The 14461-nt window shown below is 53.6% G+C and carries 12 protein-coding genes; 1 reads left to right on the top strand and 11 read right to left on the bottom strand.

From position 1 onward, the window contains the following. Positions 1-8 precede the first annotated feature (8 nt). From ACTZWV_RS01840 to ACTZWV_RS01820, 5 genes are read right to left on the bottom strand one after another with little or no spacing between them, the layout of a single operon-like run. On the bottom strand, positions 9-278 hold the full coding sequence (locus ACTZWV_RS01840; protein ID WP_134052737.1) for a K+/H+ antiporter subunit F: 270 nt from the start codon (positions 276-278) through the stop codon (positions 9-11). After that, positions 272-808 carry a Na+/H+ antiporter subunit E gene (locus ACTZWV_RS01835; protein WP_444784904.1) on the bottom strand — a complete coding sequence of 179 codons (537 nt, stop codon included), beginning with the start codon at positions 806-808 and terminating at the stop codon, positions 272-274. The genes ACTZWV_RS01840 and ACTZWV_RS01835 overlap by 7 nt, the downstream gene beginning before the upstream one ends. Further along, positions 805-2328 (bottom strand): monovalent cation/H+ antiporter subunit D, encoded by a 1524-nt coding sequence (locus ACTZWV_RS01830; RefSeq protein ID WP_444784903.1) that lies wholly within the window; start codon positions 2326-2328, stop codon positions 805-807. Before ACTZWV_RS01830 ends, ACTZWV_RS01835 begins: the two co-directional genes overlap by 4 nt. After that, positions 2328-2681 (bottom strand): Na+/H+ antiporter subunit C, encoded by a 354-nt coding sequence (locus ACTZWV_RS01825; protein WP_444784902.1) that lies wholly within the window; start codon positions 2679-2681, stop codon positions 2328-2330. The genes ACTZWV_RS01830 and ACTZWV_RS01825 overlap by 1 nt, the downstream gene beginning before the upstream one ends. Then, positions 2681-5476 (bottom strand): monovalent cation/H+ antiporter subunit A, encoded by a 2796-nt coding sequence (locus ACTZWV_RS01820; RefSeq protein ID WP_444784901.1) that lies wholly within the window; start codon positions 5474-5476, stop codon positions 2681-2683. Before ACTZWV_RS01820 ends, ACTZWV_RS01825 begins: the two co-directional genes overlap by 1 nt. Positions 5477-5819: 343 nt before the next feature. Between ACTZWV_RS01820 and ACTZWV_RS01815 the strand changes: the two genes are divergently transcribed. After that, the gene (locus ACTZWV_RS01815; RefSeq protein WP_444784900.1) at positions 5820-7199 is read left to right on the top strand and encodes a class II fumarate hydratase; all 1380 of its coding nucleotides are present in this window, start codon (positions 5820-5822) and stop codon (positions 7197-7199) included. On the opposite strand, the gene ACTZWV_RS01810 is transcribed toward ACTZWV_RS01815, so the two are convergent. From ACTZWV_RS01810 to ACTZWV_RS01785, 6 genes are read right to left on the bottom strand one after another with little or no spacing between them, the layout of a single operon-like run. Further along, the gene (locus ACTZWV_RS01810) at positions 7196-8518 is read right to left on the bottom strand and encodes a sugar MFS transporter (RefSeq protein WP_444784899.1); all 1323 of its coding nucleotides are present in this window, start codon (positions 8516-8518) and stop codon (positions 7196-7198) included. The two genes, ACTZWV_RS01815 and ACTZWV_RS01810, sit on opposite strands and share 4 nt — an antisense overlap. Positions 8519-8549: 31 nt before the next feature. Continuing rightward, positions 8550-9689: an N-acetylglucosamine-6-phosphate deacetylase gene (gene nagA / locus ACTZWV_RS01805; RefSeq protein ID WP_444784898.1), complete on the bottom strand. Its 1140-nt coding sequence runs from the start codon at positions 9687-9689 to the stop codon at positions 8550-8552. Then, entirely contained in the window at positions 9679-10608 is a 930-nt protein-coding gene (locus ACTZWV_RS01800) for an ROK family protein (protein WP_444784897.1), read from the bottom strand. The genes nagA and ACTZWV_RS01800 overlap by 11 nt, the downstream gene beginning before the upstream one ends. 3 nt (positions 10609-10611) lie before the next feature. Continuing rightward, on the bottom strand, positions 10612-11763 hold the full coding sequence (locus ACTZWV_RS01795; protein WP_444784896.1) for an SIS domain-containing protein: 1152 nt from the start codon (positions 11761-11763) through the stop codon (positions 10612-10614). Continuing rightward, positions 11750-13081, bottom strand: a complete 1332-nt coding sequence (locus ACTZWV_RS01790; protein WP_444784895.1) for a class II D-tagatose-bisphosphate aldolase non-catalytic subunit — start codon at positions 13079-13081, stop codon at positions 11750-11752. The genes ACTZWV_RS01795 and ACTZWV_RS01790 overlap by 14 nt, the downstream gene beginning before the upstream one ends. 9 nt (positions 13082-13090) lie before the next feature. After that, positions 13091-14461, bottom strand: coding sequence for a Gfo/Idh/MocA family oxidoreductase (locus ACTZWV_RS01785; RefSeq protein WP_444784894.1), 1371 nt, complete (start codon positions 14459-14461; stop codon positions 13091-13093).

Raw genomic sequence — 14461 nt, 5'->3', positions numbered from 1 at the left:
AGCTACTCCTATTCAATGATATCGCCGCGTAACAGAAACTTGCACACCGCCACTGTACTGACAAAGCCAAGCATTGCTATCAGCAAGGCAGCTTCGAAATACAGTGGAGAGCCCATCAGCAAACCATACAGGATAATCAGCGCTATGCTGTTAATGTACATAGTATCCAGCGCCAGTATGCGATCCGGCAGGCTGGGGCCTCGCAGTAAACGCCACAGGTTTAGCAATAAGGCAATACTGATCATCGCGAACACCAGCATAATAACGTTATCTAGCATTGGAAAATCTCCTTCAGTGGTGCCTCATAGCGCTGTTTAATCGAGGCAATCAGTTCCGCCTCATCGCCCAGGTTCAGCACATGAATCAGCAACCATCGCTGCGGCAACGGCTCACCCGGCACCAGTAATTCGGCACTTGGATAAATCTCTGCACTAACAGTACCCGGCGTCATTGACACCGTACTGGCCAGAATAGTGATGGGTAACTCGTGTTGCAGATCCAGTGGCACCCGCACAAATGCCGGATTCAACCGCCGTTTCGGCCCGAGAATTAACACTGCCACCTGGGCGTTGGCGGTAATAATGTCAGCAAATACAAGCAGTATGTAACGTAATGCTAATAGCGGTCGTTCAATCAGTGGCTGCGGATCACGAAAACGCAATGTCAGCATCGGGATCAACAGTGCGAGGATAATGCCGAAAAATACATGCACCGCTTCAACACTCTGGTTTAGCAATAACCAAACAATAAGTAGCAACATACTGCGATAAGGTGTTGGCAACCAACGGTATTTAGGCTTAAACCTCATGGCGTTTCTCCCTGAGAAACCGACTGACCCAGAATAATCTCAATAGTCGCGCTTGTATCATATAACTGCGCCGCCGCCTGGTGTGACAGTTCGGTCAAAGGCCCGGCAAAGAGCACCAGCAACGGGCTGGCCAGCAGCAGCCAGCAAACTGCAAACACCTGCAGCGGCGCCGCTTTTTCTCCGGCAGCATCACTGCCACTGATACGCCAGAATAAGGTGCTGCCGGCGCGGGATAAACCAATAATCACCAGCAAGCTGCTTACCAGCACAAAGCTCCACAGTAACAGCCGGTTGCCTGGTTCTGTTGCCGCTTGCAGCAGCATCAGCTTACCTATAAAACCGGAAAACGGCGGTAAGCCGGCGACCGTTAATGCGGCCAATACAAACATAAAACCCAACAGCACCGGCTGGATCACCCGCCGACCCGACACCAACCGGTCTGCCGCCTTGCCGCGCTGATTAGCGATAAGATCGGCCAGTAAAAACAGTGCCGCAGTAACCAAAGTGGAGTGCACGGTATAGTACAGGGCGGCGGCAGCGGACAACTCTGTTTGCAGCGCCACCAAACTGACCAGGGTACCAACCGACACCAGCACAAGGTTGGCCACCAACTTGCGAAAATCCTGGCTGGCCATCACACCGACAGCACCCAGGGCAATAGTGGCCAAACCGGCCGGCAGCAACCAGTCAGCAGCAATACCGCCTAGTTCACCGGCGCCGGGACCAAATATTGTGCTGTAAACCCGCAGCAAAGCGTAAACACCAATTTTCGTCATCACAGCAAATAGCGCGGCAACCGGTGCAGAGGCAGAAGAATAGGTAGCCGGCAGCCAAAACTGCAATGGCAATACGGCTGCTTTCAGTGCAAACACTATCATCAGCATCAAACCACCGGCTTTTACCAGCATCATATCTTCAGCCGGCAAGGCGGTAACCTTGAGCGCCATATCGGCAATATTCAAAGTGCCCAAAGTGCCATATAACACCGCCAGCGAAATCAGAAAAATAGCCGAGCCGGTCAGGTTCAACACCACATAATGCACCGCAGCTTTGGTTTTGTTTTTGCCACCGGCATGGATCAACAAAGCGTAAGAAGCAATCAGCAGCACTTCAAAGAATACAAACAGGTTAAATAAGTCGCCGGTTAAAAAGGCGCCGTTAATTCCCATGATCTGAAACTGAAACAACGGGTGGAAAAAAGAGCCCTTTTCATCTTCACCGGCACTACCGTAACAAATAGCGCCTAATGCCAGAAATGACGTTAAACACACCAGCACAACCGATAATGTATCGGCGACAAGAATAATACCAAACGGCGCCTGCCAGTTACCGACCGCGTAGTGCAGCAAGCCCTGTTGCTGAACCTGCAGTAATAACATTACCGCCAATGCCAACTGGATTGCCGCAGAAACCATGCTGAGCCAGCGCCGGCGCATAGGAGAGTAATGGATTGGCGGTAGCATAATCAGTAATGCTGTCAGCATCGGTAACAATACCGGCGCCGTAATCAAATGCCACATTAACGACTTTCCTTCTTCATATTGGCTGCTTCCGGTAATTTACCGTCCACATGATCATTACCTAAATCGGCCCTGGCGCGGATAGCAAGAATTACCAGGAAGGCTGTCATCGCAAAACCTATCACTATGGCGGTTAACACCAACGCCTGAGGTAGGGGGTCGGCGTATTGCTCAGCAGTGCCCAAAACGGCAGCACCACGCAACGTCAGCCGGCCGGAAGAAAAAATAAACAAATTGACGGCATACGACAGCATTGTCAGGCCCAATACTACCGGGAAAGTGCGGCCACGCAGCATTAAAAACACACCACAGGCGGTTAAAAAGCCGATACAACCGGCAAATAAGGTTTCCATCAGATCGTATCCTTATGCACAGGCCTGTGGCTGGTGGTCATCTTGCCTAAACTGGCCAGAATCAGCAGCGTAGAACCTACTACTGTGACATACACGCCCAAATCAAACGCTATCGCACTGGCCAATTCAATCTTACCCAGTAGCGGAATATCAAAGTAATCGAACCAGGAGGTCAAAAACGGCCGGTTAAACAACCAGCTGGCTACACCGGTAGCCAAAGCAATTAACAGTCCCACCGCGACCACACGTTGATATTCCACATTCATCCGCGCTTTTACCCAATCGACACCCTGAGCAATGTATTGCAGAATAATGGCAACTGCGGTGACCAAACCGGCAATAAAACCGCCACCAGGCAAGTTATGGCCGCGGAAGAAAATATATACCGACACCATAATTGCCAGCGGTAACAAACTTTGCGACACGGTAGACAATAACAGCGAATGGCGCTCAATGGCCCAGGGCCGGCCATCGCCGTCACTGCTGGGTTTAAACAGCGGGATCCGCGTCAGCAGTTTGAAAATACCCAGCGAGGCGATACCCAGTACCGTAATTTCACCCAAGGTATCAAAGCCACGGAAATCGACCAGAATAACGTTAACCACATTAGTACCGCCACCACCGGTTTTGGCGTTAGCGATAAAGAAATCGGAAATTGTGCTGAACGGCCGCGTCATCAGGGCATAGCTTAAGCTGCCGACTATCACCCCCACCATACTGGCAATACTGATATCCCGCACCACCCTGGATGCTTCTGACTGCTTCGGCGTTTTGTGCGGTAAAAAGAACAGTGCCAGCATCAGCAAAATAATAGTCACTACCTCAACCGATAGCTGAGTTAACGCCAGGTCCGGTGCCGAAAAACGGGTAAAGGCGATGGACACCATTAAACCAACCACAGAAATCATCAATAAGGCGATCACGCGTTTGCGGTGCCAAATAACTGTTGCAAAGGCTGCCAGCAGCAGCATTACCGCACCGGCGGCGTTAACCGCATCTACTGCCAGCTCTTGCCGTCCACCCCACAGCGTATCTAAACTCAGCAACGGCATACCGGCTAACACAATAAAGGCGAATAACAAAAAGGTCATATAGCGCTGCAAAGAACCGTTATCCAACCAGTCATACAGCCGGTTGCAGCTGGCAGCAAACTTTTTAATACTGTTCTCAAAACTGTTTAAAGCATCAAAATCAGGTAAGGAGTTCTGAAAATCAAACAAATGTTTGCGGTTAACGTAAATCAACATGCCACCGGCCAATGCCAATACACTCATCATCAAGGGTAAATTAATACCATGCCAGATAGATAAACTGTACTGTGGCACCTCACCGGCTAACACCGCTGCAGATGCCGCATGCAACAAATTGCCGACGATATAGCCCGGGAAAATACCGACTAAAATACACAAAGCGACCAGTACTTCTACCGGAACCCGCATATAACGTGGCGGCTCGTGCGGTGTTTTCGTCAGGCCTTTAGGCTGACCATTGAAAAACACGTCGTGGATAAAACGCATCGAATAGGCAACCGAGAACACCGCTGCCACTGTTGCCAACACAGGAATAACCCAGGACAAGGACCCCAGCAAATGCTGATGCAGGGTTTCGGCGAAAAACATCTCTTTGGATAGAAAGCCGTTCAGCAAAGGTACCCCGGCCATCGCCGCTGCTGCCACCATGGCCAGTGTCGCGGTTATCGGCATAAATTGCCATAAGCCATTCAGCTTGCGCATATCGCGCGAACCGGATTCATGGTCAATTATGCCGGCAGCCATAAACAGTGACGCTTTAAACGTGGCATGGTTAATAATATGAAATACCCCCGCTACCGCGGCAAGGTCACTGCCCATGCCGAACAGCAGAGTAATTAAGCCCAGATGGCTGATGGTTGAGTAGGCTAACAAGCCTTTTAAGTCATGCTTAAACAACGCCAGATAGGCGCCGATTAACAACGTTGCCAGCCCGGTCAAACTCACCAGGATAAACCATAACTCCGTGCCGGATAAGGCCGGATAAAACCGCGCCAGCAAAAAAATACCGGCCTTTACCATAGTAGCCGAGTGTAAGTAAGCACTTACCGGCGTAGGCGCTGCCATGGCGTTAGGTAACCAGAAGTGAAACGGAAATTGCGCCGATTTGGTAAAGCAGCCCAGTAAAAACAGCACCAGCAACAGCGGATACCAACTGTGCTGCTGAATAATATCGGTGCTGGCCAGCACCACTTCCAAATCATAACTGCCTACCACTTCACCAATCAGTAAAAACGCGGCTAATAAGGCTAAACCGCCGGCTCCGGTTACTGTTAACGCCATACGTGCACCGCGGCGTGCTTCGGCTTTATGCCACCAGAAGCTGATCAGTAAAAACGAGCTGATACTGGTTAATTCCCAGAATAACCACAGTTGCAGCAAATTGCCGGACAGCACTATGCCCAGCATCGCTGTCATAAACAGCATCAGATAAGCGTAAAAACGCGGCATCGAGTCGCGCTCAGACAGGTAATAGCGGGCGTACAAAATAATTAACAGGCCAATGCCTAAAATCAGCAGACTGAATAAAAACGCCAGGCCATCAAGACGCACTACTATATCTAACCCCAGTAGCGGTACCCATTGCCAAAAGAAGCGCAGGCTTTCGCCGGCTAATATGGTTTCGGCGTGGTACAGCAGCAACATCAGCGCGAACGCCGGGGGTATAGCAGTAGCAAGGGCGCAAGCACTGCGGCTCCACTTAGCAGTGAGCACCGGCACCAAAGCCCCCAGCAGCGGCAGAAGTAAAATCCACAAAAGTGTCATAGCTGTCGCGCATCCTTATTAAAATTATTCTTAACTGCCAGCCCATTCTGCACCGCTTGGCTTACAGATTAAGTTGTTGATATCCAAAGGCAGTTAACTAAGCATAGAAGACGCATTGCCTTTGCAACATGGACGGGTGCAAAAAATCAGCTTGTCAGTTATTCAGCCGGTATTTATACCGGGATTTGGCATAAAAGTCTATTTATCACGCCGCGCCACGGCGCATCTGTACAGAGTTTCACCTTGCAGCCTAGCCGGTTTATCGCAACACTAAACTGGCAACACCGCACTAAAGCAAGTACAACTAATAGCAAGGTGATGCAGCAATTTTAAAGGAGTGGATATGAAAACCAGAACTGAGCGCGACAGCATGGGTGAACTGCAGGTGCCGGCCAGCGCGCTGTACCAGGCACAAACCCAACGCGCGGTGCAAAATTTTCAGCTTAGCGGCCTGACCTTACCAGTTGGCTTTATCCGCGCCTTATTGCAGATAAAACAGGCCGCCGCCACGGTAAACCAGCAGTTAGGCTTGCTCGACAGCAAGATTGCCGGCGCAATAGTTAAAGCCGCTAAAGCACAACTGGCTGACACCGACATGCAGCAGTACCCGGTAGACGTGTTTCAAACCGGCTCTGCTACCAGCAGTAATATGAATGTAAACGAAGTACTGGCCACCCTGGCCGAGCAGCTAACGGGCCTGGCGGTTAGCCCGAATGATCATGTTAACCTCGGCCAAAGCAGCAATGATACGATTCCCTGCGCTATTCATGTCAGCGCGGTGCAGGCTATTACCCGGCAACTGATCCCGGCACTGCAGCACTTGCAAGCGGTGTTGATAAGCAAAAGCCAGCAAATTGGCCATATTGTAAAAACCGGCCGCACCCATTTAATGGATGCCATGCCGGTAAACTTCAGCCAGGTGTTGGGCGGCTGGCAGGCACAACTGGCACAGGCTGAACACGGCGTACAACAGCAACTGCAGCAAATACAGGCACTGGCACAGGGCGGTACTGCTGTTGGCAGCGGTATTAATGCCGACCCACGCTTTGCCGCAGCCTTTTGCCGCCAACTGAGTGACGATACCGGGCTGGCATTTCGTCCGGCGGACAATTTTTTCAGCGCTATCGGTTCGCAAGACAGCGCGATTGCCACTTCAGGTGCATTGAAAACCCTGGCGGTGTGTCTGCTGAAAATCAGCAACGATTTACGCTGGATGAATTCCGGCCCGCTGGCCGGCCTTGGCGAAATTGCACTGCCGGCATTACAACCCGGCTCGTCCATTATGCCCGGCAAAGTCAATCCGGTGATCCCGGAAGCCGTGGCCATGTTGTCGGCTCAGGTTATAGGTAACGACACTACCATTACGCTGGCCGGCCAGTCCGGTAACTTTGAGCTAAACGTAATGCTGCCGCTTATTGCCTACAATTTGCTGCAAAGCATCAGCCTGCTGGCCAATGGCTGCACCGCGCTGGCAGATCAAGCCATCAGTGGTTTTACTGTGCTGGAAGATAATATCAGCAAAGCGCTGGCGCGAAATCCGATCCTGGTCACTGCGCTTAACCCACTGATAGGCTATGCCAAAGCCGCGGAAATCGCCAAGCAAGCCTATAAACAACAAAGGCCGGTGCTGGATGTCGCGCTGGAGCACACCAGTTACAGCCGGGCTGAACTGGAACAACTGCTGGACCCGGCGCGCTTATGTGAAGGGGGTAATGCCAGCTAAAGCCGGCGTTGTATTTTGTGGCCTTTAACTGCATAAAATAAAATCATGCCGTAGCACGGCAGCAGCAACCAGTATGCTTGCTGGCTGCCGCCGGCTTGTGCCAGCCCGCCATACAACAGCGGCAGCACGGCACCACCGGCAATGCCCATAATCAGCAATGCCGAAGCGGTAGCGGTAAGCCGCCCTAAGCCCTGCAGCGCCAACGGCCATACTGCCGGCCATACCAAAGCATTGGCCAGTCCGAGCAGGGCCAGATAAAATACCGGATCAGGCACCGCCGGCACCCCTGTCCAGCCAATCATAGTTTGCGATAATTGCAGGCTGTCTGCCGGGCTTAGCAGCACGCCACAGGTAAAGCCGATACCGCACAGCGCGGATAGCAGCAATGCCTGTTGCTGACTAAGCCAACGCGGAATACACAGTATACCCAGCACATAGCCCACTACCATAAAAGCCATAGTATAGGAGGTCAGGCTGCCAAAATGCGCCACCCCCAGCCCCTGACCAAATAACCCTATGGTATCGCCTGCAATAACTTCGACACCGACATAGCAAAATAATGTCAGCATCCCCAGCAATACCTGAGGATAACGCAGCACTGCGCGCCAGTTGCGGCTGTCGTCATCTGTATTAGTCTCCAGCTGGAGTTCAGGCAACGGCGACCACCAGACAAAGGCCATTAACCCGAGTAAAACCGCACTCATCAGCAGATAAGGCGTAATCAAGCGCTGCGACAACTGCATCAGCATCTGCTGCAACTCGTCGCTACTCAACTGTGCCAATGCCTCGTTGCTGTATGCGTCCATACCGGTGAGGATCCAGGCACTGAATAACAGCGGCACAATAAAACCGGCACCTTTATTGACAATGCCCATGCAGCTGATCCGCATAGCGGCACTGCTGCGCGGGCCAATACAGACAATATAGGGGTTGGTTGCTGTTTGCAGTATCGTCAACCCGGTACCCAGCACAAACAGCGCCAGCAAAAACAAGCTGAACTGAGCCGTTAATGCTGCCGGTATAAACAGCAATGCGCCGGCGCACATCACGGCCAGGCCGATCACCATGCCGTTTTTGTAGCCAAAACGGGTCAGCAATGCCGACATCGGCAGCGCCATCACAAAATAGGCAATATAAAATACAAAGGCGACCAGCAGTGCCTGAAATTCATTCAGCTGACAGGCTATTTTTAAGAACGGGATCAGCGCACCGTTCAGCCAGGTAACAAAACCAAACACAAAAAACAAGATGCCTATTAACAGCATAGGCAGCAGGCTACTGCGCTGTGGCAGCGCTTTTTCCGACATAAGTTCCGACATCAGCTTTCCCCGTTTTTCTGCGCTCTAGCGCTTATTGTAAGCGGCCGGCTATCCAGCTTGCCTGCACCTTGCCGGCAGCGTTTAGCCACACCAAATCGGCCGTTAATCCCTCTGTTATGGCGCCGCGCACTGCCGACTGGCCGATAAATGCTGCCGGCGTGCTGCTGGCCATTTGCACCGCCGCTACCAGCCCGGTTGCCAGCTCTGTGGCGGCATAATGCACCGCGCTGGCCATATCCAGCACCGAACCGGCCAGCGAACCCTGTGCATTAGTCAGTCTCATGCCACAGCGCTGTACTTTGCCGTCAAAAAAAGCAAATTCACTGTCATTCGTACCCACCGGTGACATAGCATCGGTTACCAGCATCAGCCGCGATACTCCTTTGGCGTTAAACGCCACCCGCGCCGCTAACGGGTGCAGATGTTCACCATCTAAAATAATGCCACAGTAAGCGCGCTTATCTGCCAGCGCACAGCCCACCATACCCGGCTCGCGCGACGTTAACGCCGACATGCCGTTGTATAAATGCGTAAAGCCGCTGGCGCCGGCGTCCAGCGCCGCCATTACAACATCAGCACTGGCATTGGAATGCCCCAGGCTAACCAGCACACCGTTTTGCACCAGCAGGCGGATCTGCTGCGGGCTGATATGCTCCGGCGCCACCGTCAGCAGGCGTACCCCCAGGTCTGCACGCAGATACAATGCCAGCTCAGCCTCTGTTAGTGGGCGTAAGTAATTAAGCGGATGACAACCACGCTTAGCTGTGGATAAATGCGGCCCTTCAAAATGAATACCCACAATACCGGGCAGCGCCTGCTGTAGCGCCTGCGCGACTGCATCGGCAGCGCGGCGCATCACGTCAATATCATCAGTAATGACCGTTGGCAGCATAGCCGTAGTGCCAAACCGGCCGTGCGCCTGCATCATCTGTTGCAGTGCCACCAGCGTGGGCTGCTGATTAAACAACACCCCGCCACCGCCATTTACCTGAGTATCAATAAACCCCGGCACCAGCACACCGTGCGCCAGACGCTGCAGCGGTACAGCGGCCGGCGGCTGGTCACTGATTTGCCGGATAACTCCATCTTGCACCGTTACATATTTATTCTGCCGCAATTGCCCGTCCAGCAGCACTGATGCGGCATGCAGGCAGAAAAATTCAGCTGACATATTGCTGTCCTGTTTTTAATGCCCGGCCTAACAGCGCAGCCCCTCGCACACCACTGGCAGCACCAAACTCAGCGCGGGCAAACTGTGGTAACCGGGCGCCGTGAAATAAATGCCGGGCCGTGGCTTCAGGCAACGCCTGCAGCAACTCCGGAATGTCCGACAAGCCGCCACCGAGCACAATAATGTCCGGGTCTAACGTCAGGATCTGCGCTGCCATAACGCTGCCCAGCGCACTGATATAACAAGCAAAGGTGGATACAGCAGCAAGCTCGCCTTGCCGATACGCACTAAGCCACTGGTAGCTGTCTGTCTGTGGCAGGCCACTAAAATGCTGGTATAACCTTGCCAGGCCGCTACCGGAAACATAAGGCTCGGCACAACCGGTCAGGCCGCAGCCGCAGCGGAACAACGGCAGAGCAAATTGATGTACCACCGCAGCAGCCAGGCCCTGATGGCCAAACTCCCCCGCCAGTTGCGCTGCGCCCTGATACAGCCTGCCATCCAGACAAAAGCCACCACCGGCGCCGGTACCAACAATAGCGCCGAACACCCGGCGCTTGCCTTTCCCCGCGCCGAGCAGCGCCTCGGACAACGCAAAACAGCGACAGTCGTTGCCGATGGCAACCGGGCGCTGCAAACGTTCGGTCAGCGCCGCGGCCACTGCTTGATTTGTCAGGCAAGGCACATTGCTGGATAACACTGTGCCGTCAGCCCGGATCACGCCCGGCAAGGCAATACCCACAGTGCCACCGTTGCCGTGCAGCTGATCGGCCTGCTCTACCTGCGCCACTACCGTTTGCAGAAAGCCGGCATAATCATCGGTAGGCGTTGCCAGCCGCCAGCTTTGCACCGGCTGCATAGCGGCATTAAATACCGTCAGCTCTATTTTGGTGCCGCCTATGTCCAGCCCGTAATGCATCAGTTACTCCGTTAAAGGATACAGCGTAACACCCTGCACCACGCGGTTTACCTGACCACCGGGACAGGGGTTATCCGGCGACACGCCCAGTTGCAGCGCTTTATAAAATGCCAGCGTCTGACACCAGAGCACAAAGGGTAAACCAAGCCAAACGTCAGCCAGCGCAGCGTCTGTAGCAAACTGATCCTGCGACAGCAAATCAATAGCCAATGCCTGTTTGTCCTGCTGCAGCTCACGCAGTAAATCCAGATCATATTGCCGGCTGTACTTGTCTGCAGACTGTAACAACAGGATTTGCGTACCGGCATTCACCAGCGATTTCGGGCCATGGCGAAAACCAAGCGGCGTCTCAAAGCTGCTTAGCACCTTGCCCGCTGTCAGTTCCAGATATTTTAATGCCGCCTCCTGCGCGATAGCTTTGAGCGGACCGGCACCTAAAAACACCATCCGCTGACAGGGTTGCAACGCCTGGGCACGGATCTGATCCAGCCGGCTGTGCAGTATCTGTTGCGCCAGCGCTATACTGCCGCTAAGCGCGTGTTGGTCGGGCGCAAAAGTCAGCAGCGTGGCCAGGTACATGCAGCTGAAACTGCTGGTCATCGCAAAGCTTTGGTCATGCGCCGCGTCAGGCATTAAGTACAGCAGGCTGCTGGCCGGATGCTGGCGCGCGTATTGCGCCAGCTGGCCCTCTGCATTACAACTGATCAGCAGATGGCGGCAGTTTGGCAGCAACTGGTCTGCCAGTTGCACCGCCGCCACACTTTCCGGGCTATTGCCCGAACGGCCATAAGACACCAGCAAGGTTGGCAATTCACTGCCTAAATACAGTTGTGGGTGGCTGACAATATCGGTGGTGCTGACAGCCTCTGCCCGTTGCCCGGCCAGCGGTAGTTGCTGCTGAATATAAGCAGCCAGGGCTTCGCCAATGTAAGCCGACGTGCCGGCACCGGTAAAAATAATACGCAGCTGTGGCTGTGCCAACAACGGCGACAGCCAGGCTGTCAGTTGCGCAGCAAAACCGCGATGTTGTTCAGCCAGTTGCTGCCACAGCCGTGGTTGCTGGCAAATTTCACGCGCCGTCCAACCAGCACCGGCTGCGGTTAATTGGGCCGGATCGGCTAATAACTGTTGTTCGGGGATATCAGTGGCTAACATCAGCGTCAGCTCCTTGTGTAATACTCATGCCACAGGCTGTGGCATAGTCAGCCAGCACCTGGTCTATTTTATCAAGCAGCAAGGCTTCGCCATTGTTGTCCAGCTTGCCACGCAACACAGCCTGATACTGCAGCGGCAGATACTGACTAAGCAGCGGCAGTGGCACGGGCCGGTTTAAATTACGTAGTAACCTGGCAACCGCTTGTTGTAATTGCACTTGTGGCCAGTAATAACGAATACGATCACTGAAGCTGTACAGTAATTGCCAGCTTAGCGCACTGCTGTCGGTATAAAAGCTCTGCCAGTAGTCCGGTTGCTGTTGCATCAGCGCGCTACAGTGTCCGGCTAAACCGGAACAGTCTGCCGCCGGCAGCAGCAAGCTTTCAATATGGGCCAACGCCAGTAAGGCTTCGCGCAGCGCAAAGGTCAGCTGCGGACCGACCTTTAAAATAGCAAAATGGCCGCTAACCAGGCCGGCATACAGCTCCGGCAACTGATAGTCAGTAGAATGCGCCTCGTATACCAGTTGTGGCTGCTGGCCGATATAGCGGCTTAGCGCGGCCGCCGCCTCAGGTTTAAACAGCTGCACCTTGCTGTTATCAAATTCAACACCCGGCTGCACCACTACTGCCAGTACTTTTTGCCAGACTGCCTCACCCAGACCGGCGGCCAAAAATGCCTGACGGTGGGTTTGCAAGGTTTTATCCACCGCTGCCACCGGTGTTACTGCGACATGGTGTTCCAGCTCGGTTACGCCGCCGGGCGCCGGTACTTCGGTGCCAATGACATAACACAGTTGCTGCCCGGCTACACAATGCTGCTCGGCAACCTGACACAGCCGTGCGGCCCGCGCCGCGATCAGCTCATCGCTTAACAGCGCGGGGTCGTCTGCACAGCGCATACTGGTATCAAGGTGAATTTTGCAAAAACCGGCGCGGACATAGGCCGCGATAAGTTGTTCCGCCTGCGCCAATGCCACTTCGCTGCTTTGTTTGCACCACACTACCGGGCCAAGATGGTCGCCACCGAAAATCAGTTGCTGTAACGGCACACCTTCAGCAGCAGCCAACTCTGACACATAACGGATAAAATCTGCCGGCTGCATACCGGTATAACCGCCATACTGGTTTACCTGATTGGCCGTTGCCTCTACCAGCAGCAGCGACTGATCTGCCCGCGCCCGGCGCAGCGCCGCCTTTAATACCAAAGGCTGGGCAGAACACACCGAATAAATACCTTGTTGCGCACCGGCTTTGTTTGCCTGTAGCACAACACGCAGGGCTGACACTGCAGCAGCGGAGGAATCTAATGCTGACATAGCTGCTCCTTAACCCACTATGCCCAGGGGTTTACCGGTTTGCCAGGCGCCACGGCTAAAATCAGGGAAATCTTTTGAATTACTGCGATCAGCCACCGACGCCACTGAAAGTGGCAGAACTGCAGACCAGGCGGCACCGTCGTAGACATCCTGATCCAGCGGCTCGGCATTACGCAGGCAATAAATCATCCGCCAGCACATTAAAAAGTCCATGCCGCCATGGCCGCCATTCTGCTCCGCTTCTTTGCCCATGCGTAACCACAAAGGGTGGTCATATTGGGCGTACCACTTCGTCATATCCTGATCCCAGTGGTGAAAATTACCACTGCCGCCCTGCTCCAGCGCAATGCGGTTCGGGAAGCCGGCAAACACACCATTGGTGCCCTGAATTAAATTATGCCGGCTGTAAGGCCGCGGTGTAGTGGTATCGTGCTGCACCATGATGGTGCGGCCTTTTACCGTTTTAATAATGCTGGTATTGATATCACCATGAATATAGTTCAGTTGATTGCGCGGATGATCGGCAGCAAACTCACGTTTGGCATAGGCTGCCCGGCCCAGCGCCGGCGAACTGGCCGAGGTTAAATAGTCAAAGCGGTCACCGCGGTTAATATTCATATATTGCGCGACCGGCCCCAAACCGTGCGTCGGGTACATATTGCCGTTCAGTTTGGTATGGAAATGAGTGCGCCAGGAGCCGGTTTTACGCTCGGTTTCCTTCATCTGCCAGCGCAACTCATGGATATATGCCGCTTCGCCGTGCAGCAGTTCGCCAAACACGCCCTGGCGCACCATATTCAGCACCATCAGTTCATCACGGCCGTAGTTGACGTTTTCCATCATCATGCAATTGCGTTGCGTGGCTTCAGAGGTATCTACCAGATCCCACATTTCTTCTAATGTCAGCGCCATCGGCACTTCAACAAAGGCATGCTTGCCGGCCAACATCGCATCTTTAGCCATCGGGTGGTGCCACTGCCACGGCGTGGCGATAATCACAATATCAACATCGTCACGGCTTAGCAGCTCACGGTAGCCGTATTCGCCCTTGTTGTAATAAGCCGGAGTATCGCGGCCGTAGCGGCTGACAATATCTTTGGCGCGTTTTAATACCTTAGCGTCAGGATCACAGACTGCGGTAATGCGGGCACCGGCAATCTTGCTGAAATGATGCACAAAACCTGAACCCCGTTCACCGACACCAATCAGGCCTACCCGTACCTCATGCATTGCCGGCACCACCAACCCCATTACCGATTTCCCCTTAGCTTTGGGTGTAAAACCGGTATTAGCGCCGCTGCCGGCACAAGACGCCAGCGCCCCCAGAGCTGCAGTGGCCATTGATGCTTTTAAAAATGAACGACGGTTTAAGCCTGACAT

Source organism: Rheinheimera sp. NSM (assembly GCF_052380015.1).
Lineage (GTDB): Bacteria > Pseudomonadota > Gammaproteobacteria > Enterobacterales > Alteromonadaceae > Alishewanella.
The sequence above is the reverse complement of the archived record's forward strand: the minus strand, read 5'-3'. Positions and strand labels throughout refer to the sequence as shown.